This is a genomic window from Streptomyces sp. NPDC091412 (assembly GCF_044756885.1).
Lineage (GTDB): Bacteria > Actinomycetota > Actinomycetes > Streptomycetales > Streptomycetaceae > Streptomyces.
Genome location: NZ_JBIVTV010000001.1, coordinates 788804 through 807112 on the forward strand (window position 1 = coordinate 788804; position 18309 = coordinate 807112).

The following is an 18309-nucleotide window of genomic DNA, read 5'->3' on the forward strand; positions in this document are numbered from 1 at the left end:
CAGGAGCCCCGGCAGACCCAGGAGTGCCCGGAAACCCCGGAGGTTCGGGAGGCCCAGGACAGCCGGGAGGCCCCGGAAGCCGAGGAGGCCCAGGACAGCCGAGAGACTTCGGAGAGCCGAGAGGCCCGGGGAGTTGCGTCCAGCCAGGCCGAGCGGGGCACGATCCGCGACCTGGGCGCGTCGTGCGCCGGGGCCGCCGGACCGGGCACGGCGGCCCACACGGGCACGGACGGCGTCCGTCCGGAGCCGGACACGTACGGCAGCAGCGCGCCGACGGCGGCGACACCCGGCAGGCAGCACACGAGCGCCACGAGAGCGCTGCGCGGCCGCCCGGCCCTCGGCACCGCACGCATGAGCCCACTCTCGGGGCGGTTCCGGTCCGTCCGCGATGTGCACTCTGCCACCTGGTGGAACCAACGTCCTGGTCCAGGACGTTTATGGGGGTACACGTACACGTGGCCGGTCCCCGGATCCACGTGTGCGTGGCTGATCACTGGACCCGTCCCGCGCGTATGTGTGGATCCGAGGAGAAAGGCGGCGTGAGTGAACCTGCTCGACCTGCTGTTGGTGCTGGTGATCCTCGTCTACGCCGCGTCCGGCTACCGGCGGGGACTGGTGGCCGGCTGTGTCTCGCTGGCCGGTTTCGTCGGCGGTGCCGTCGTCGGCGTGTGGATCCTGCCATGGGTGATGGACTTCGTCACGCGCGGGACGACCACGGCGACGGTCACCGCCGTGCTCACGGTGCTGGTGCCGGCCGTGGTGGGGCACGAGCTGGCGGGCCGCCTGGCGCTGCGGCTGCGGCGCGAGCTGGACCGCGGACCGCTGCGGGTGGCCGACGGCATCGGCGGGGCCGCCGCCAACACGGTGGCGGTGCTGATCGTGGCCTGGGTGGCGGCGAGCGTCCTGGGCGCCTCCTCCTCCCCGGTGGTGACGTCGGCGATACGCGACTCCAGACTTCTGGGCACCGTGCAGAACGCGATGCCGGAGACCACCCCGGCCTGGTTCTCGCGTGCCACCTCCGCGCTGACCGAGGCGGGCTTCCCGCAGGTCTTCAACCCCTTCGAGAGCGAGCCGGCGGCGGGCGTCGCCCGGCCCTCCGGGGACAGCGTGACGGAGAGCGCGACGAACGCCGCCCGGTTCAGCACGGTCAAGATCGAGGGCGCCGCGGGCAACCAGGGCCGCGAGGGCAGCGGGTTCGTGTACGCGCGGGAGCATGTGATGACCAACGCGCACGTGGTGGCGGGCGTCGACGATCCGGCCGTGCGGATCGGCGGCGTCGGGCGGTCGTACGAGGCACGGGTGGTGCTGTTCGACCCGCACCGGGACGTGGCCGTGCTCTACGTCCCCGGGCTGGAGGCCCCCGTGCTGCGGTTCGACGACGCCGCCGTGCGCGGCGATTCGGCGGTGGTCGCGGGCTATCCGCAGGACGGCGACCTGAACCTCCAGGCGGCGACGGTGGCGAACCGGATCCGGGCGACGGGCCAGAACATCTACAACAACGGCACGGTCACCCGGGAGATCTACTCGATCCGCTCCACGGTCCGCCCCGGCAACTCCGGCGGTCCGCTGCTCACCACGGACGGCCGGGTCTTCGGCGTGGTCTTCGCCCGCTCCACCTCCGACAACGAGACGGGATACGTCCTGACGGCGGCCGAAGTCGCCCCGGACGCGCAGCGGGCGGCACACGCGACCGCGCCGGTGGACACGGGCGGGCTGGTGACCTCGTGACTCGGGGCCTCGCGTCGGGCCCCGCGGCTCACAGGAAGCGGCCCATGAGGACGTCGTCGACGTAGACGCCGTCCAGGTGGAACTCCTCCGGCTGGACGCCCTCCACCACGAAGCCCTCGGACTCGTACAGCTTGCGGGCGGGGGTGTTGTGGCCCAGCACCCGCAGGGTGATCCGGCGGGCGCCCTGGCGGCGGGCCTCCTCGACGACGGCACGCAGCAGGGCGCGGCCCACCCCGCTGCCGCGGGCCTCCTCGGCCACGGCGAGTCCGTGGATCTGCCGGACGTGCGCGTTCGACGCCAGTCCGGTGGGGAAGCCGAGGCGGATGTATCCGACCAGACGGCCGCCGAGCTCGGCGACCAGGTGGTCGCGCGGTCCCGACCGGTGCGTGAAGAAGGGCTCGTAGGGCTGCCGCGGGGGCGGGGCGACCGCGTGCGTCGTGGACCAGGTCTCACGGTCGAGCCGGCCGAGACCGTCCTCGTCGTCCAATGTGGCGTGGCGTATGGAGGGAACCGGCATGACGGTCACTCTACGGCGCGGACCGGACCGGCCCGCCGGGATTTTCGCGGCCCGGCGGGCAGGATGGGCGCATGGAACGTTCGCGAATCGCGGTGGCCGGCGCGTCCGGTCTGATCGGCAGTGCCCTGGTGCGGTCCCTGGTCGCGGACGGGCACGAGGTGGTGCGCCTGGTGCGCCGTTCGGCCCGCGGCGAGGACGAGGTCTGCTGGGATCCCGTCGGCCGGTACGTGGACGCGGCGGGGCTCGCCGGGTGCGACGCGGTGGTCAACCTGGCGGGCGCGGGCGTGGGCGACCACCGGTGGACGCGGGAGTACAAGAAGGCGATCCGGGACAGCCGGGTGCTCGGCACGACGGCGCTCGCCGAGGCCGTGGCCTCCCTGGACGCGCCTCCGCGGGTGTTCGTCAGCGGCAGCGCGATCGGCTACTACGGCGACACCGGCGAGCGCGCCGTCGACGAGGACGCGCCGCCCGGGGACGGTTTTCTGCCGGCGCTGTGCGTCGAGTGGGAGCAGGCCGCGGCTCCCGCGCGGGAGGCGGGCGTCCGGACGGTGTTCGCCCGCACCGGGCTGGTGGTGGCCCGTGAGGGCGGGGCGTGGGGACGGCTGTTCCCGCTGTTCAAGGCCGGATTGGGCGGGCGGCTGGGAGACGGGCGGCAGTTCTGGTCGTTCATCGCGCTGCACGACGAGGTGGCCGCGCTGCGCCATCTGCTGGACACCGAGAGCCTGTCCGGGCCGGTCAACCTCACCGCGCCGCAGCCGCTGACGAACGGTGAGATCACCGCGGCCATGGGCCGGGTGCTGCAACGGCCGACGCTGTTCTCCGTGCCGGCGCCGGTCCTGCGCGCGGCGCTCGGGGAGATGGCGGGCGATGTGCTGGGCAGCGCGCGGGTGGTGCCGAAGCGGCTGCTGGAGTCGGGGTTCTCGTTCGCCTTTCCGGGGATCGAGGACGCCGTCCGTGCGGCGCTGTGACGTCTGTGGCCACTCGCCGTGCCACTTTGCGATCGCGTGCGGAACACCTTGCGACCGTGTGCGACCGCCGTGCGACCGTGCCCTGTTGATGCGCGACTGTCGCTGACCGGGCACGGCCCTAATCTCGACGCGAACTCGGGTATTCCTGACGCCGGTCGCGGGCATCACCGCCCCACCGGCCGCGCAACCTCGAGGAGGGGCACGTGCTTGAGCCCGCGTATCAGGCGGACGTCGTCGTTGTGGGAGCCGGGGTCGCCGGGCTCGCGGCAGCGCATCGACTGACCAGTGCAGGAGTGACGACCGCGGTCCTGGAGGCCGCCCCTTACGTGGGCGGCCGCATGTCGACGGAGAAGGTCGACGGGTTCCGGCTCGACCGGATCGGACAGCTGCTGAACACGTCGTACCCCCAACTGGCCCTGAGCCCGGGGCTCGACGCGCTCGTGCTGCGTCCCTTCGCGCCGGGGGTCCTGCTGCACAGCGACGGACGGCACCTCCGCGCGGGCGCTCCGGCGCACGGAGGGAGCGCGAGGAGCGCACTTCACGTAGTGCGCGCCCTGGCGAGCGCCCCCCGCCCGCCGGTCCCCCGGCCGTCGTCCCTCGCCCGTGCGCCCCTCTCCCTGCCGTCCGTTCCCCGGTCGTCCGCCGTGCCGTTCCTCGACGGTCCGCCGCCCGGACGCCGCGGGGTCGGCGCGCCGCTGCGGCTGCGCGCCGCGCTCGGCCGGATCGCCGCCACACCGGTCGAACGCCTGTTGTCGCGGACCGAGTTGACGGCCCAGCAGGCGCTGGCCGCCCGCGGCCTGCCCGCCCGCACGGTCGACGGCTTCCTGCGTCCGCTGCTCGCCGCCCTGTTGTGCGACCCGGACCTCACCACGTCCAGCCGCTGCGCGGACCTGGCCCTGCACTCCTTCGCCTCCGGCCGGCTGTGTCTGCCGGAGGGCGGCGCCGAGGTCCTGCCGGAGCTGCTCGCGCGCACGCTGCCGCCCGGCACCGTGCACACCGGCGTACGGGCCACCTCGGTCTCCACGACCTCGGTGACCACCGCCGAGCACGGCGAGATCCGCTGCAAGGCCGTGCTGGTCGCCACCGACGCGCGTGCCGCCGCCGAGCTGCTGCCCGGGCTGCGCGTACCGGACTTCCACCCGGTGACGGTGGTCCACCACACGACCGACGAGCCCCCGGAGACGGGCGGGTACCTGCTGCTCGATGCGGAGCGCGGCGGCCCGGTGGCGCACACGGCGGTGGTCAGCCGCGTCGACCCCTCCCGCGCGCCCGCCGGCCGCGCCCTGGTGTCGTCGACGGTCCTGGGCGTGCCCCCGGCCGACGTCGACACGGCCGTACGCCGCCATCTGTCCCGCCTCTACGGCACCTCCACCGCCCGCTGGGAGACGCTCGCCGTGCACCACACCCCCGAGGCCGTCCCCGCGATGCGCCCCCCGCACGACCCACGGCGCCCGGTGCGGCTGCTGGCGGGCCTGTACGTGTGCGGCGACCACCGGGACACCAGCACCGTCCAGGGGGCGCTGCACTCGGCCCACCGGGCCGCCGCGGCGATCCTGGGCGACCTGGGGGCCGGCCGCCCGATGCACCGGGCGGAACCGAAAGCCGCCGCCTGAGCCGCCACCGCCCCGTCCCGGAACTTGCCCCGGCACCACCGCCGTTGCCCCGGGCCTCGGCCCAACACCGCCACCCCGTCCCCGGGACTCAACCCAACGCCGCCACCTTGTCCCGGTAGCCGCGTACGGGTGTCGCGTCCTTGTACGGTTCCAGGCGGCGTTCGAAGTCCTTGACGTACTCCACCGCCCGGACCGAGCGCATGTCCGCGGCCTGGGCCGCCGCCTCGGCGGCCAGGCGGCAGGCCTGGTCCAGGTCGCCGAGGCCGAGGCGGGCGGTGGCCAGGACCACCCGGCAGAACAGCCGGCTGCGGGCGTGCGCCGGGGCGCGCAGCCGCAGGGCGCGTTCGGCGTGCTGCGCGGCGGCCCGGTACTGCTGGAGGTCCCGGTGGCAGTGCCCGGACTCGTCGGCCAGCTGCGCCTCGTCGAAGCGCGCCCAGGAGGGCACCTCGTCCCCGGGCCGGGCCGCCTCCAGGAAGCGCTCGGCGCGCACCAGGGACGCGGTGCAGGCGCGCACCTCGCCCAGCACGCCGTGCCCGCGCGCCTCGGCGGCGTGCAGCAGCGACTGCACGGCGGGCGGGGCGGAGCCGCCGAGCCCCTGCTGGGCCACCCGTGCGAGCTGTACGGCCTCCCGCCCGTGTCCGAGGTAGACGGCCTGCCGGCTCATGGTGACCAGCACATAGGCGCCGTAGGGCCGGTCCCCGGCGGCCTGGGCGAGCCGCAGCGCCTGCACGAAGTAGCGCTGGGCGAGCCCGTGCGCGGCGATGTCGAACGACGTCCAGCCGGCGAGCCGGGTCAGGTCGGCGGCGGCGCCGAAGAGCCGGCGGCCGGTCTGCTCGCCGTAGGTGCCGCGCAGCATCGGCTCGCACTCGTGCTCCAGGTAGCGCACCAGGGCCTGGCGGGCATGGCCGCCGCCGTACAGGTCGTCGAGGGTGCGGAACAGCTCGCCGACCGAGCGCAGGGCGGCGATGTCGCCGGCGGTGACCTTCCGGCCCGCCTCCCGTCCGGCCGGGCCCCGTTCGGCCCGGCCGCGCTGCCGGGGCACGCCGGGCACCGAGGGGTCGGGCACGACGAGGGCGGGCCGGTCCGGGTACCCCTGGACGGGGACCCGGGTGGCCGGTGCCTCCGCGCGGGCGACCCGGTCGTCGGCCCGCCCGATCAGCCAGTCCCGGCTGGGCACGACGAGGCCCGCCGGGGTGAAGGCGATCCTGCGCAGTTCGGCGTGGCTGCCGCAGTCCTTGCGCCACAGCCCGCCGACGATGTCGACGGCCTCCTCCGGGGTGGCGGCGAACTCCAGCCCCGCGTACACCGGGGCGCAGGCGTCCAGGCCGAGGTCCTGGGCGGTCAGGCGGCGGCCCAGGCGCCGGGTGAACACCTCCGCGATGAGGGCGGGCGTGGTGCCCCGCGGCTGCTGGCCGCGCAGCCAGCGGGTGACCGACGTCTTGTCGTATCTCAGGTCCAGCCCGTGTTCGAGACCGAGCTGGTCGACGCGACGGGCCAGACCCGCGTTCGAGAACCCCGCTTCTGCGATGAGCGCGGCGAGCTGGCGGTTGGGAGTGCGCTGCGCGGGTCGTTCCGTCATCTGCGGTGCGGTCTCCTGCCTCTCGGGCAGCCACGCGGCCGCGTGGTGCCCGGATTGCCTGTGAGCAGCCCTTATGGCCTCATGAACGGCGCGAATGTAGCGGAGAGTGAGCAACCGACCGCAGAGTTCGACCATCATTCATCCGATCGTGTGAGGATTGCCCGCGAGGCTGACGCGTGCCGGCCGGACGTACAGTGACGTGGGCACGTTTCGTGCCTTACGACCTTCCGGGGAGGCGTTTGCCGTGAGTGAGCTGCGGTTCGTCCGCATGGGATTCGGTGCCGAGGCCGTGGACTACGTCCAGGCCTGGGACGAGCAGCGCCGGGTGCACGCCGCCCGGTTCGCGGACGAGGTCCCCGACACCGTGCTGCTCCTGGAGCACCCCCCGGTCTACACGGCCGGCCGGCGGACCGAGGACAGCGAGCGCCCGCTCGACGGCACGCCCGTCATCGACGTGGACCGCGGCGGCAAGATCACCTGGCACGGTCCCGGCCAGCTGGTCGGCTACCCGATCCAGAAGCTGCCCCGCCCGGTGGACGTGGTGGCCCACGTGCGCCGCCTGGAGGAGGCGCTGATCCGCGCCTGCGCGGACTTCGGCCTGGAGACCACCCGCGTCGAGGGCCGCAGCGGAGTGTGGGTGCTCGGCGACCCGGTCGAGCAGCGGCCCGCCCTGGGCGGGCTGTCCCTGGACTTCGACCCGCGCCTGGCCGACGAGGAGTTCGACCCCCGGCTGAACGGCCCGGAGTACGCCCCCTCCAACGCCGGCCAGCGCCGCGAGGACCGCAAGATCGCGGCGATCGGGATCCGGGTCGCCAAGGGCGTCACGATGCACGGCTTCGCGCTCAACGTGAACCCGGACAACAAGTGGTTCGACAAGATCATCCCGTGCGGGATCCGGGACGCCGGCGTCGCCTCGCTGGCGGCCGAGCTCGGCCGGGACGTCGCGATCGTGGAAGTGCTGCCGGTCGTCGAACGGCACCTGCGGGACGTCCTGCAGAACGCGGACCTGAAGCCGCGGGAGATCGAGAGGGCCACCGCCTGACCGGGCCCCGCCCGGGGAATGATCCCCCAGGCCCGCAGGTTGGCCTCACCGACGGGGCGCAACAAGCACGGGCGTACCCTGGTGTACGCCGAAGAATCGAAGCTACAGGGAGCCGGTCGTGTCCGCAGTCGCACCCGACGGACGCAAGATGCTGCGCCTGGAGGTCCGCAACAGTCAGACCCCCATCGAGCGCAAGCCCGAGTGGATCAAGACCCGGGCGAAAATGGGTCCCGAGTACACCAAGATGCAGAACCTCGTGAAGAGCGAGGGCCTGCACACGGTCTGCCAGGAAGCCGGCTGCCCGAACATCTACGAGTGCTGGGAGGACCGCGAGGCGACCTTCCTCATCGGCGGCGACCAGTGCACCCGGCGCTGCGACTTCTGCCAGATCGACACCGGCAAGCCCGAGGCCCTGGACCGCGACGAGCCGCGCCGCGTGGGCGAGTCCGTGGTCACCATGGACCTGAACTACGCCACCATCACCGGCGTCGCCCGCGACGACCTGGAGGACGGCGGCGCCTGGCTGTACGCCGAGACCGTGCGCCAGATCCACCAGCAGACGGCGGACCGCGAGGACGGCCGTACCAAGGTCGAGCTGCTGGCCCCCGACTTCAACGCGGTCCCCGAGCAGCTGGCCGAGGTCTTCGCCTCGCGCCCCGAGGTCTTCGCGCACAACGTCGAGACCGTGCCGCGGATCTTCAAGCGGATCCGCCCCGGCTTCCGCTACGAGCGCTCCCTGAAGGTCATCACCGAGGCCCGCGACTTCGGCCTGGTGACCAAGTCGAACCTCATCCTCGGCATGGGCGAGACCCGCGAGGAGGTCGTCGAGGCGCTCAAGCAGCTGCACGACGCGGGCTGCGAGCTGGTCACCATCACCCAGTACCTGCGCCCCTCGGTGCGCCACCACCCGGTGGAGCGGTGGGTCAAGCCGCAGGAGTTCGTCGAGCTGAAGGAGGAAGCCGAGCAGATCGGCTTCTCGGGCGTGATGTCGGGTCCGCTGGTACGGTCCTCCTACCGCGCCGGACGGCTGTACCGGATGGCCGTCGAGAAGCGGGGCACCTACATCGCCGCCCAGGCGGTCTGACGGCTGACCGACCGTCACCATCCCTGTCCCGCAAGCGGGCGGGCAAGTGTGTGAAATCGGGCACAAGAGCCAACTGACCGGTAGTGGCCGATACGACGCGGTCCCGACCGTTGCCGCAGATGAGCGGCCCGGTCGGGGCCGCGTCAGTCTTTCGGACCGCGGCCGCGAGGCTTCATCGGTGTTTGACCGGCCGGTCACGCCCTGGTAACACCAAGCAGTGACCCTGGACTCACAGCCCGTAGACCAAGAGCCGTCATGAGGGGGACCTCCCATGCAGGCCGCGCACGTTCGCGCCACCGCCATTCCGTCCGTCACCGACGCACTGCGTGCGGTCGAGTCCCTGCTCATGAGCAGCGGCCAGCGCACCGCCCGCCGCAACGCCTGGAACTCCGTCCTCGAGGACCGACGCCGGGCCAAGGACCGCGTCGAGGCGCAGCGCGTCCTCGACCAGTTCCCGGCCGTCGGCCCCTGACCGCCGCTCCCCCAACCCCTTTCCGCTCTCCACCCCGGGCCCGTACGGGCACTGCCGTCGTGGGCCGCTCCGGGGGCCACGTAGACTTCGTGGCATGGCGAGGAAGGACAACGCAGCCGAGGCTGCCAACCCCGGGCGACTGAAACAGATCGCCCTGACCTACAAGATGACCCGCAAGGCCGACAACAAGATCGGTCTGGTACTCGCGGGTGTCTTCATCATCACCTTCGGCGTCCTTCTCGGGATCGGCTTCGCGATCGGCCACCCGTACTACGCCGGCATCCTGGGCCTGCTGCTCGCCTTCCTCGCGACGGCGATCATCTTCGGACGCCGGGCCGAGCGCGCCGCCTTCGGGCAGATGGAGGGCCAGCCGGGCGCCGCAGCGGCGGTCCTGGACAACGTGGGCCGCGGCTGGACCACCACCCCGGCGGTGGCCATGAACCGCAGCCAGGACGTGGTGCACCGCGCGGTCGGCAAGGCCGGCATCGTGCTGGTCGCCGAGGGCAACCCGAACCGGGTGAAGTCCCTGCTCGCCGCCGAGAAGAAGAAGATGAACCGGATCGTCGCGGACGTCCCGGTGCACGACGTGATCGTCGGCAACGGCGACGGTCAGGTCCCGCTGAAGAAGCTGCGCACGACCATGCTGAAGTTCCCGCGCGTGCTGACCGGCCCGCAGGTCACCACCACCAACGACCGGCTGCGCGCCCTCGGCGACCTGATGAGCAACATGCCGCTGCCGAAGGGTCCGATGCCGAAGGGCATGCGGATGCCGAAGGGCGGCCCGAAGGCCCGCTGATCCCGCGCAGACACCCTCTCTCTACGACGACGGGGGCGCCCGGAGACCACTCCGGGCGCCCCCGTCGTCGTGGGGACGTCTCGCGCGCGTACGAGCGCTGGAGCCGCGACCGGCTCACGCCACCGAGATCCTGCGGCGCGCTTGCGCGACCCGATCCTGCGGCGGGCTCCGGCGGCCGACTCCCGTCACTGGATCCCGCGGTCGGCTCCCGCGGTCAGATGCGCACCTCCACCGTGCCCGCCAGCCGGTCGTGCAGACCGCGGCCGTCGCGGTCCCAGATCAGGGCGGGAACGGCCAGGCACAGCAGGACCGTGCGCAGCAGGGCGCGCAGCGGCTGCACCCGGCCGGTGGCGAGGGCGACGACGCGCAGGCCGAACAGGCGCTTGCCGGGCGTGAAGCCGATCGTGCCGACGGTGAGGATGCCCAGCGCCAGGAAGATGAGCAGCGCCCAGTTGCTCGTGGCCTGGTAGTAGCCGTGCGTGATCAGGCCGTAGGCGATCCACAGGCACAGCGCCCAGTCGACGGCCAGAGCGCCGAGCCGCCGTCCCGGACCGGCGATCGAGCCGGGCCCCTGCTCCGGCAGCCCCAGCTGCCGGCCCCGGTAGCCGAAGTCCGCGCCGGCGTCCTCCATGGCCGCGCGCGGCCCGGACAGCCATGATCCCCATGCTTGCCTGTTGTCCACCCGACCACCGTACTGCGACGCTGGAATCAGGGGGGTCGGCGGGGTGTCCGCGACCGCGACCGCCACCCGAGCCGGTTAACTTCAGCGAAACAAACGGGTCACGCCCGGGAAATCACGCGTCCCTAGGGTCGAGCCCAGCGTGTGCCACCGCACCGGCCGCACCACGATCTACCACCCCGGCGGGACGGTCGGGAGTAGGAGGAGCTGGATGTTCCAGAACGCCGACGAGGCCAAGAAGTACATCGCGGACGAGGACGTCAAGTTCATCGACGTCCGCTTCTGCGACCTGCCGGGCGTCATGCAGCACTTCACGTTGCCCGCCGAGGCGTTCGACCCCGACGAGGAGCAGGCGTTCGACGGGTCCTCGATCCGTGGCTTCCAGGCCATCCACGAGTCCGACATGTCCCTGCGGGCCGACCTGTCCACCGCGCGTGTGGACCCGTTCCGCCGGGACAAGACCGTCAACATCAACTTCTTCATCCACGACCCGATCACCGGCGAGCAGTACTCCCGTGACCCGCGGAACGTGGCGAGGAAGGCCGAGGCGTACCTCGCGTCCACCGGGATCGCCGACACCGCGTTCTTCGGTCCCGAGGCGGAGTTCTACGTCTTCGACAACGTCCGCTTCCGGACCGCCGAGAACGAGTCCTTCTACCACATCGACTCCGAGGCGGGCGCCTGGAACACCGGCGCGGTGGAGGACAACCGCGGCTACAAGGTCCGCTACAAGGGCGGCTACTTCCCGGTCCCGCCGGTCGACCACTTCGCCGACCTGCGCGCGGAGATCTCCCTGGAGCTGGCGAAGAACGGCCTGAAGGTGGAGCGCCAGCACCACGAGGTGGGCACCGCCGGCCAGGCCGAGATCAACTACAGGTTCAACACGCTGCTCGCCGCCGCCGACGACCTCCAGCTCTTCAAGTACATCGTGAAGAACGTCGCCTGGCGCAACGGCAAGACGGCCACCTTCATGCCGAAGCCGATCTTCGGCGACAACGGCTCCGGCATGCACGTGCACCAGTCGCTGTGGAGCAACGGCGAGCCGCTCTTCTACGACGAGGCCGGCTACGCGGGCCTGTCGGACACCGCCCGCTACTACATCGGCGGCATCCTCAGGCACGCCCCGGCGCTGCTCGCCTTCACCAACCCGACGGTGAACTCGTACCACCGTCTGGTGCCGGGCTTCGAGGCCCCGGTGAACCTGGTGTACTCGCAGCGCAACCGCTCCGCCGCGATGCGCATCCCGATCACCGGCTCCAACCCGAAGGCCAAGCGCGTGGAGTTCCGCGCGCCCGACTCCTCGGGCAACCCGTACCTGGCCTTCTCGGCGCTGCTGCTCGCGGGCCTGGACGGCATCAAGAACAAGATCGAGCCGGCCGAGCCGATCGACAAGGACCTGTACGAGCTGGCTCCCGAGGAGCACGCCAACGTCGCCCAGGTCCCGACCTCGCTGGAGGCCGTCCTCCAGGCCCTGGAGGACGACCACGAGTTCCTGCTCCAGGGCGACGTCTTCACGTCCGACCTGATCGAGACGTGGGTCGACTTCAAGCGCACGAACGAGATCGCCCCGCTCCAGCTGCGCCCGCACCCGCACGAGTTCGAGCTGTACTTCGACGTGTGATCGGCGTCTGCGGCGTCTGATCGGCAGGGCGTCATGGTGAGGGCCGCCCCCCGGGAACCGGGGGGCGGCCCTTGGCCGTGTTGTCCGTCAGCGGACCACGACCACCACCGTGCCGCCGCCGAAGCCGTACCCGTAGCCGCCGAACCCGTAGCCCCCGTAGCCCCCGTAGCCACCGAAGCCTCCGTAGCCGGGACCGAAGAAGCCGCCGCGGCTGTAACCGCCGCACCAGCGGGACCACCAGCCACAACCGCCACCATGGTTGACGATGGTGGAGACAGTGGAGAGATGGGCCGGAGTCGTGGCCGGGGTCGCTGCCGAGGCCGTGCCCGCCGCGCCGAGGGCGGTGCCGGCCGCCATCAGAACACCGACTGCGGACGTTGCGAGGAGACGCCTTGCACGCTGAGCTTTCATGGAAATACCTTCCTTTCCACCCCCTCGTGCGGTTTCGGGCACGAGAAGCATGGCCGCGGCCGCAGCCGGAAAGGGTTCGGCGGCGCGGTCGTAGGTGTTGGCGCGAGTACAGGCGGCGGGGCCCGCGCGGTAGCGCTGTCAGCCCCGTGAGCAGAGTCTTCGGCCGACGCCGGGCTTGTTCCCGGACCGCCGCCCTCACCCATAGAGGCTAGCTTCCCGGCGAGCACACAGCATCTTGAGCGATCGCCTCACAGTGACGATCGCTTCCCAGCGCTCTCGTAGTCAGGGGATGATTCCTCGTCGGTATCAAGGACGGATAAGGACCGGAGAGGTAACGGGGATGACCGAGAACGACGACCTTGAGCGGGAGTTCGATCACCGGTGGGCGCGCGCCGCCGAGCACAAGGAGCCGTCCGCCCGTGCCCGGATGCTCGCCGCGCGCTGGAAGCACAATCCGCCGGGGCCCGTCCCGTTCCGCGCCGACCCGGACCCGGTCGCACCGCGCCGCTCGTCGTGGATGTCCACGGTCGTGGTCCTCGGCTGCGTCGCCGCGGTGATCGTGCTGCTCGGGTACGCGCAGACGCACGGCCACCTCTGAGGCCTCCGGGTCTTCCGGGGCCGGGGAGGACTCCGGCGCTCACCCCGCGCGCACGCGGACTCACAGGCGGCTTTTGCCCCTCCTGGAGCCGATCGGGACCGCTTCATGGGCATCCGCAGGTGCACACTGGATGGCGGGACGAGTGCCTGACTGCGGGGTGATGCAAGATGCAGAGCCGCTTCCGGAGCGACCGACGGCTGACCGTGCGCATGGGGGTCACGCTGTTCCTGCTCGGGCTGCTGTACGTGGCGTTCGTGGCCGTGCTGATCGTGCTGCTGAAGTCCTGGGTGCTGGTCGTGGTGATCGCGGCCGGCGTGCTCGCCGCCCAGTACTGGTTCTCCGACCGGATCGCCCTGTTCGCGATGCACGGCCGGGTGGTGGAGCGGGAGGAGTATCCCGAGCTGCACGCGGTGGTCGACCGGCTGTGCGCCATGGCGGACATGCCCAAGCCGGCCGTCGCCGTGTCCAGCATGGACATGCCGAACGCGTTCGCGACCGGACGGAACCCGGACAACGCCGTGGTGTGCGTGACCACGGGGCTGCTGCGGCGGCTGGAACCCGCCGAGCTGGAGGGCGTGCTCGCGCACGAGCTGTCGCACGTGGCGCACAAGGACGTCGCCGTGATCACGGTGGCCTCGTTCCTCGGTGTGGTCGCGGGCCTGGTCGTACGGTTCGCCTTCTACTCGGAGCTGTTCGGCGGGCGCGGGCGCAAGGACCAGAACACCCTCGCCCTGTTCGCCATGGTGATGGGCGTCTCGGCAGCCGTGTACGCGATCAGCTTCCTGCTGATCCGGGCGCTGTCCCGGTACCGGGAGCTGGCCGCGGACCGCGCGGCGGCGCTGCTGACCGGACGGCCCTCGACGCTGGCCTCCGCGCTCACCAAGGTGACCGGTGACATCGGCCGGATCCCGTCCGAGGACCTGCGCACCGCACAGGCCTTCAACGCCTTCTACTTCACACCGGCGCTGGGCTCCGAGCCCGGCATCTCCCGGCTGTTCTCCACCCACCCGAGCCTGGAGCGGCGGCTGGAGCAGCTGGCGCGGATCTCCGCCGAGCTGGGCGAGCCCGCGACGCCGGGGAAGGCGGGCTGAGGATGGGGCTCCTGGACATTCTGCTCGGCCGTACCAAACCCGCCCTGCCCGACCTGGACCAGCTGTTCGCGCTGCCGTCGGCGGCCATCACCCTTGAGGCGGCGGCCGGCTTCACCCCGACCGGGCAGGGCGCGGTGTGCTTCGCCACGGTCGAGGGAGCCGCCTTCGAGCAGACGCACCGCGAGGTCCAGGCCCTGCTGGACGCCGACGCCGAGCGCGGGGGGCCGCCCGTGGAGCTGTCCCAGGACTCCTACGGCTACTCCTGGCTGGTCTCCCGCCGCACCCCCGACCAGCTGCCGGAGCTGGTCAACGACCTGCACGCGGTGAACAGCGCGATGGAGGTCAACGGCTTCGGCCCTCAACTCCTGTGCTCCCTGGCCGGCTTCCACGACGACGCCGATCGGCGGCTGGCGCTGGTGTACCTGTACAAGCGGGGCACCTTCTACCCGTTCGCGCCGCTGGCCGGCCAGGCACAGCGGCGCGACAACCCGCTGGAAATCCGGGTGAAGGCGGCCCTGGCCGACGATCTGCGTATCGAGCCGGACCTGAGCCGCTGGTTCCCGGTGTGGGGCGCCCCCGGTCTGTGAGCGAGGTCTGTGAGCGGCCCCGCTCACAGACCCTCCAGCCTCTCCGGCCCCGGCGGAACTCCTCAGCGCGAGGGCCCGGTGTCAGTGGTGTCGGGCAGGATGCCGTCAGGCACTACTACGGGTGGAGGTCTCATGGGCGGGGAGCCCCGGTACATCGACGTGGTGGAGCGGCGGGCCAGGCTGGCCCTGCGGCACCGGCTGGCCACAGGGACGCGGGCGGGGACGCCGGAGGAGGTGGCACGGGCGCTGGTGGCACTGCACGGAACGGACCCGGCGACGGTGTACCTGGGCGTGGACGCCCGCCTGGCGGAACCCGCCGGGACGGTGCCGCAGACCGAGCGCGCGCTGTACGAGGACCGCACGCTGGTGCGGATGCACGGCATGCGGCACACCGTCTTCGTCTTCCCGGCGGAGCTGACCGCCGTCGTCCACGCCTCGACCGGCATCGCCGTCGCCGCCCGCGCCCGCGCCGCCCTGCTCAAGGACATGGCGAAGGCGGGCGCGCCGGACGCGGCCTGGCTGAAGGAGGTCGAGGAGTCGACCCTGGCCGCGCTGGCCCGCCGCGGGCAGGCCACGGCCACCGAGCTCGCCCAGGACGAGCCGCGGCTGCGGGAGCAGTTCGCGTACGCGGCCGGGAAGAGCTACGAGGGCGTGCACACGGTCTCCTCGCGGCTGCTGCGCGTCCTGGGTGTGGAGGGCAAGGTGGTCCGGGGCCGGCCGCTCGGCTCCTGGACGTCCACGCAGTTCCGCTGGGCCCTCGCACCCGAGCATCCCGAGCTGGACGTCGCCGGCGCCCAGCTCGACCTGCTGCGCCGCTGGCTCGCGGCCTGCGGTCCGGCGACCGAGGCCGACCTGAAGTGGTGGACGGGTTGGCGGGTGACGGACGTGCGGCGGGCGCTGGCCGCGGCGGGGGCGCGCGAGGTGAGGGTGGACGAGGGCACGGCGTACGTCACCGAGGACGACGTCGCCCCGGTGGCCGGCCCGGCCGAACCGTGGGCGGCCCTGCTGCCGGCTCTCGACCCCACGGCGATGGGCTGGCAGCAGCGGGACTGGTACCTCGCGCCCGGGCTGCGGCCGGCGCTGTTCGACGGCAGCGGCAACGTCGGCCCGACGGTGTGGTGGAACGGCCGGGTCGTCGGAGCCTGGGCCCAGCGACCCGACGGCGAGGTCGTCTGGCGGATCCTGGACCGGGAAGGGCTGGGCGCGGACGCGGAGGCGGCGATCGCCCGGCAGGCGCGGGAGCTGGGGAGCCGGCTCGGCCCGACGCGGGTCACACCGCGCTTCCGCACACCGCTGGAGAAGGAACTGGCGGCGTAGGCGGTGGCGTGGGCGGTGGCATGGGCGGGGCCGGACACCCCGCGGGCGCGGGGTGCCCGGCGTCACGGGGTCAGCGCGAGTACCGCATCAGCGCCCGCACCATGTGACACGTCGTGTTCGACGGCGGGTGCACTCCGATGAGTTCGGCTATGGAACGGATCGTCTCGTCGCGGGCCTGGTGCGGCATGTAGACGCCCGAGTCGAGCAGGGCGATGGCGAGCCGCATCGCCTTCAGACGGCGGTTGTGGATGACGTACCACTCACGCGGACGCCCCGGCGGCAACGGCCGCTTCGCCACGGGTTCGTAGGGGAGGTCGAGCAGGACGGGACGCTTCGCGGTGGACTGGGTCGGCAACGGCTTCGGCTTCAGTGCGGCAGCGGCCACAGGCATCCTCCTGTCGCGGTGGGAGCGCCGCGAAGGGACCCCGGCGACGCTCTCGAACACTGCTCCCAGTTTACTGCCCGGCACTGACATCCAGGGAGTCCACAGAGTCCCGCAAACGTCCAGGTGAACAAGGGAATTGACGCCGTGTCACACCAGGTGTGCGAGATGCGTGTGAGGCGGCGGCAATTCGAACAAGACCCCTCGGCGTGGCGGCCGGCTCTGTTCACGAGAACCGACAGCACCTCAACACGAGTTCGGGCAGCACTCGAAGCTCTGCAGAAAACGCACAGTTCATGGCTTCGGGCAGCGCGGGCCCCTGCCGAGTTGGCAGGGGCCCGCGCCGCGGAGGGCTGAGGAGGGCCTGGCCCCGTCCCCGATGAGCGGCGTCCTGGCCGACACCGCTTACCGTCTGCTGCCGGCCCCGCGGCCCGGCCTCACTTCAGGTGCCGGCCGAAGAACCGGGCCCCGTCCTCCACCTCGAACCACGGGGTGCCGGTGTGCCCGCCCAGATTGGCGTGCAGCGTCTTCTCCTTGGTGCCGAAGGCGTCGAACAGGTCCAGGGCCCGCTGCCGGGGGTTCCCTTCATCGTCCCACTGCAGCAGGAACAGCAGTGGAATGGTGACCTGCCGGGCCTCCTCGCGCTGGGCGCGGGGCACGTAACCCCCGGCGAAGAAACCGGCGGCCGCGATGCGCGGCTCGAGGACCGCCAGCCGAATGCCGACGGCGGTCCACCCCGAGTACCCGACCGGGCCGCCGATCTCGGGCAGCGAAAGGAGGGCGTCCAGGGTGGTCCGCCATTCCGGGACCGCCTTTTCGACCAGCGGGCCGATGAAGGACTCGAAGATCTCATCGACCGGCTCGCCGGCCCGCATCGCCCGGCGGAGGTCGGCGCGGGCCTGCTCGTCGGCGGCGGAACGGGGCCGGTCACCGCACCCGGGGGCGTCGATGGCTGCCACCGCGTAGCCGTGCGCGGCGGAGTGCCGGGCCCGGGCCACCAGCCGGGACTCCCCCTTGGGCAGGCCGTTGTTGTGGGCCATCAGGATCAGCGGGGCCGGTGCGGATCCGGGCGTCCACAGGGTGCCGGGGATCTCGCCGAGGGTGAATTCGCGTTCGAGGACGCCGTCGTCGAGGCGCTGTTCAGAAGTGAAGTGCATGGTCGTGCCTTTCGGGAGTGCGCTGGAACGGCGCTCCCGGACGACCTATCGTCCGACCGTGACCCCGGAGGGGAGCACCCATGTCGATACGTTCACGGGTACCACCTCCTTGTTCTCTCGCACGGCCTCCGGAAAAGTAGCAGTGGCCGCCGTGGTCCGCCAACGGGTTTTTGCCGCCCGGTCCTCGCGTACCGTGGCCGCATGGAGATCTGGATCAATCCGGCCTGCTCGAAGTGCCGCAGTGCCGTCGGGGTGCTCGATGCCGAGGGTGCCGAGTACACCGTGCGCCGCTATCTGGAGGACGTACCGACCGCGGAGGAGATCCGGAACGTGCTCGGGCGGCTGGGGCTGGAGCCGTGGGACATCACGCGGACGCAGGAGGCCGTGGCGAAGGAGCTCGGGCTGAAGGACTGGCCGCGGGACGCCGGGGCGCGCGAGCGCTGGATCGCGGCGCTGGCCGAGCACCCGAAGCTGATCCAGCGTCCGATCATCACGGCCGACGACGGCACGGCGGTCGTGGCCCGGACCGAGGAAGCGGTGCGGGACGCGCTCGGACGCGGGTGAGTGCCGCGTGACCCGTCGCACGGCACTGCCAACTCCCGCGTGACACAGGTCACTTCAACTGGTCCCGCAACCGCTGAGTAACCTCGTTCGGCATCTCGTACCT

The 18309-nt window shown here is 72.2% G+C and carries 19 protein-coding genes and 1 pseudogene; 13 read left to right on the forward strand and 7 right to left on the reverse strand.

The window, feature by feature from the left end; translation table 11 throughout:
- Positions 1-353, reverse strand: a pseudogene (locus ACIQMV_RS03550) (hypothetical protein); the annotation flags it as partial.
- A gap of 190 nt (positions 354-543) precedes the next feature.
- Between ACIQMV_RS03550 and ACIQMV_RS03555 the strand changes: the two are divergent.
- Positions 544-1728, forward strand: coding sequence for a MarP family serine protease (locus ACIQMV_RS03555; RefSeq protein WP_402590793.1), 1185 nt, complete (start codon positions 544-546; stop codon positions 1726-1728).
- A gap of 28 nt (positions 1729-1756) precedes the next feature.
- On the opposite strand, the gene ACIQMV_RS03560 is transcribed toward ACIQMV_RS03555, so the two are convergent.
- Entirely contained in the window at positions 1757-2245 is a 489-nt protein-coding gene (locus tag ACIQMV_RS03560; RefSeq protein WP_141361553.1) for a GNAT family N-acetyltransferase, read from the reverse strand.
- Positions 2246-2316: 71 nt separating this feature from the next.
- On the opposite strand from ACIQMV_RS03560, the gene ACIQMV_RS03565 reads away from it, so the two are divergent.
- A complete protein-coding gene (locus tag ACIQMV_RS03565; RefSeq protein WP_141361552.1) occupies positions 2317-3213 on the forward strand; it encodes a TIGR01777 family oxidoreductase in 897 nt (298 codons plus the stop codon).
- 203 nt (positions 3214-3416) lie between these two features.
- Positions 3417-4826, forward strand: coding sequence for an NAD(P)/FAD-dependent oxidoreductase (locus tag ACIQMV_RS03570; RefSeq protein ID WP_402590796.1), 1410 nt, complete (start codon positions 3417-3419; stop codon positions 4824-4826).
- Positions 4827-4914: 88 nt separating this feature from the next.
- Here the strand turns inward: ACIQMV_RS03570 and ACIQMV_RS03575 are convergent, their stop codons facing one another.
- Positions 4915-6405 (reverse strand): regulator, encoded by a 1491-nt coding sequence (locus ACIQMV_RS03575; RefSeq protein ID WP_402590798.1) that lies wholly within the window; start codon positions 6403-6405, stop codon positions 4915-4917.
- A 244-nt stretch (positions 6406-6649) separates the two neighbouring features.
- Here ACIQMV_RS03575 and lipB point away from each other — a divergent pair, with 244 nt between their 5' ends.
- From lipB to ACIQMV_RS03595, 4 genes are all read left to right on the forward strand, one after another.
- Positions 6650-7447 carry a lipoyl(octanoyl) transferase LipB gene (lipB, locus tag ACIQMV_RS03580; protein ID WP_402590800.1) on the forward strand — a complete coding sequence of 266 codons (798 nt, stop codon included), beginning with the start codon at positions 6650-6652 and terminating at the stop codon, positions 7445-7447.
- 118 nt (positions 7448-7565) lie between these two features.
- Entirely contained in the window at positions 7566-8531 is a 966-nt protein-coding gene (gene lipA / locus ACIQMV_RS03585) for a lipoyl synthase (protein ID WP_141361547.1), read from the forward strand.
- Positions 8532-8802: 271 nt separating this feature from the next.
- Positions 8803-9003, forward strand: coding sequence for a hypothetical protein (locus ACIQMV_RS03590; RefSeq protein WP_141361545.1), 201 nt, complete (start codon positions 8803-8805; stop codon positions 9001-9003).
- Between the two features lie 94 nt (positions 9004-9097).
- Complete coding sequence (locus tag ACIQMV_RS03595) at positions 9098-9799, forward strand: DUF4191 domain-containing protein (protein ID WP_141361543.1); 702 nt, start codon at positions 9098-9100, stop codon at positions 9797-9799.
- A 214-nt stretch (positions 9800-10013) separates the two neighbouring features.
- On the opposite strand, the gene ACIQMV_RS03600 is transcribed toward ACIQMV_RS03595, so the two are convergent.
- Positions 10014-10481 carry an RDD family protein gene (locus ACIQMV_RS03600; RefSeq protein WP_141361541.1) on the reverse strand — a complete coding sequence of 156 codons (468 nt, stop codon included), beginning with the start codon at positions 10479-10481 and terminating at the stop codon, positions 10014-10016.
- Positions 10482-10689: 208 nt separating this feature from the next.
- On the opposite strand from ACIQMV_RS03600, the gene glnA reads away from it, so the two are divergent.
- Positions 10690-12099, forward strand: a complete 1410-nt coding sequence (gene glnA / locus ACIQMV_RS03605) for a type I glutamate--ammonia ligase (protein ID WP_141361538.1) — start codon at positions 10690-10692, stop codon at positions 12097-12099.
- Positions 12100-12186: 87 nt separating this feature from the next.
- On the opposite strand, the gene ACIQMV_RS03610 is transcribed toward glnA, so the two are convergent.
- Positions 12187-12456 carry a hypothetical protein gene (locus ACIQMV_RS03610; protein ID WP_402590804.1) on the reverse strand — a complete coding sequence of 90 codons (270 nt, stop codon included), beginning with the start codon at positions 12454-12456 and terminating at the stop codon, positions 12187-12189.
- A 394-nt stretch (positions 12457-12850) separates the two neighbouring features.
- Here ACIQMV_RS03610 and ACIQMV_RS03615 point away from each other — a divergent pair, with 394 nt between their 5' ends.
- The 4 genes from ACIQMV_RS03615 (at position 12851) to ACIQMV_RS03630 (ending at position 16103) form a co-directional block, all read left to right on the forward strand.
- Positions 12851-13108, forward strand: coding sequence for a hypothetical protein (locus ACIQMV_RS03615; RefSeq protein ID WP_141361534.1), 258 nt, complete (start codon positions 12851-12853; stop codon positions 13106-13108).
- A 167-nt stretch (positions 13109-13275) separates the two neighbouring features.
- Positions 13276-14199 (forward strand): zinc metalloprotease HtpX, encoded by a 924-nt coding sequence (gene htpX / locus ACIQMV_RS03620; RefSeq protein WP_402590806.1) that lies wholly within the window; start codon positions 13276-13278, stop codon positions 14197-14199.
- Positions 14200-14201: 2 nt separating this feature from the next.
- Positions 14202-14786 (forward strand): hypothetical protein, encoded by a 585-nt coding sequence (locus ACIQMV_RS03625; protein WP_401771529.1) that lies wholly within the window; start codon positions 14202-14204, stop codon positions 14784-14786.
- A 132-nt stretch (positions 14787-14918) separates the two neighbouring features.
- Positions 14919-16103 (forward strand): winged helix DNA-binding domain-containing protein, encoded by a 1185-nt coding sequence (locus ACIQMV_RS03630; protein WP_402590809.1) that lies wholly within the window; start codon positions 14919-14921, stop codon positions 16101-16103.
- A 70-nt stretch (positions 16104-16173) separates the two neighbouring features.
- Here the strand turns inward: ACIQMV_RS03630 and ACIQMV_RS03635 are convergent, their stop codons facing one another.
- Positions 16174-16488, reverse strand: coding sequence for a hypothetical protein (locus tag ACIQMV_RS03635; protein ID WP_141361526.1), 315 nt, complete (start codon positions 16486-16488; stop codon positions 16174-16176).
- Between the two features lie 434 nt (positions 16489-16922).
- Positions 16923-17642, reverse strand: a complete 720-nt coding sequence (locus tag ACIQMV_RS03640) for a dienelactone hydrolase family protein (RefSeq protein ID WP_402590811.1) — start codon at positions 17640-17642, stop codon at positions 16923-16925.
- 201 nt (positions 17643-17843) lie between these two features.
- Between ACIQMV_RS03640 and ACIQMV_RS03645 the strand changes: the two genes are divergently transcribed.
- The gene (locus ACIQMV_RS03645) at positions 17844-18206 is read left to right on the forward strand and encodes an arsenate reductase family protein (protein ID WP_141361522.1); all 363 of its coding nucleotides are present in this window, start codon (positions 17844-17846) and stop codon (positions 18204-18206) included.
- The last annotated feature ends 103 nt before the right edge of the window (positions 18207-18309 follow it).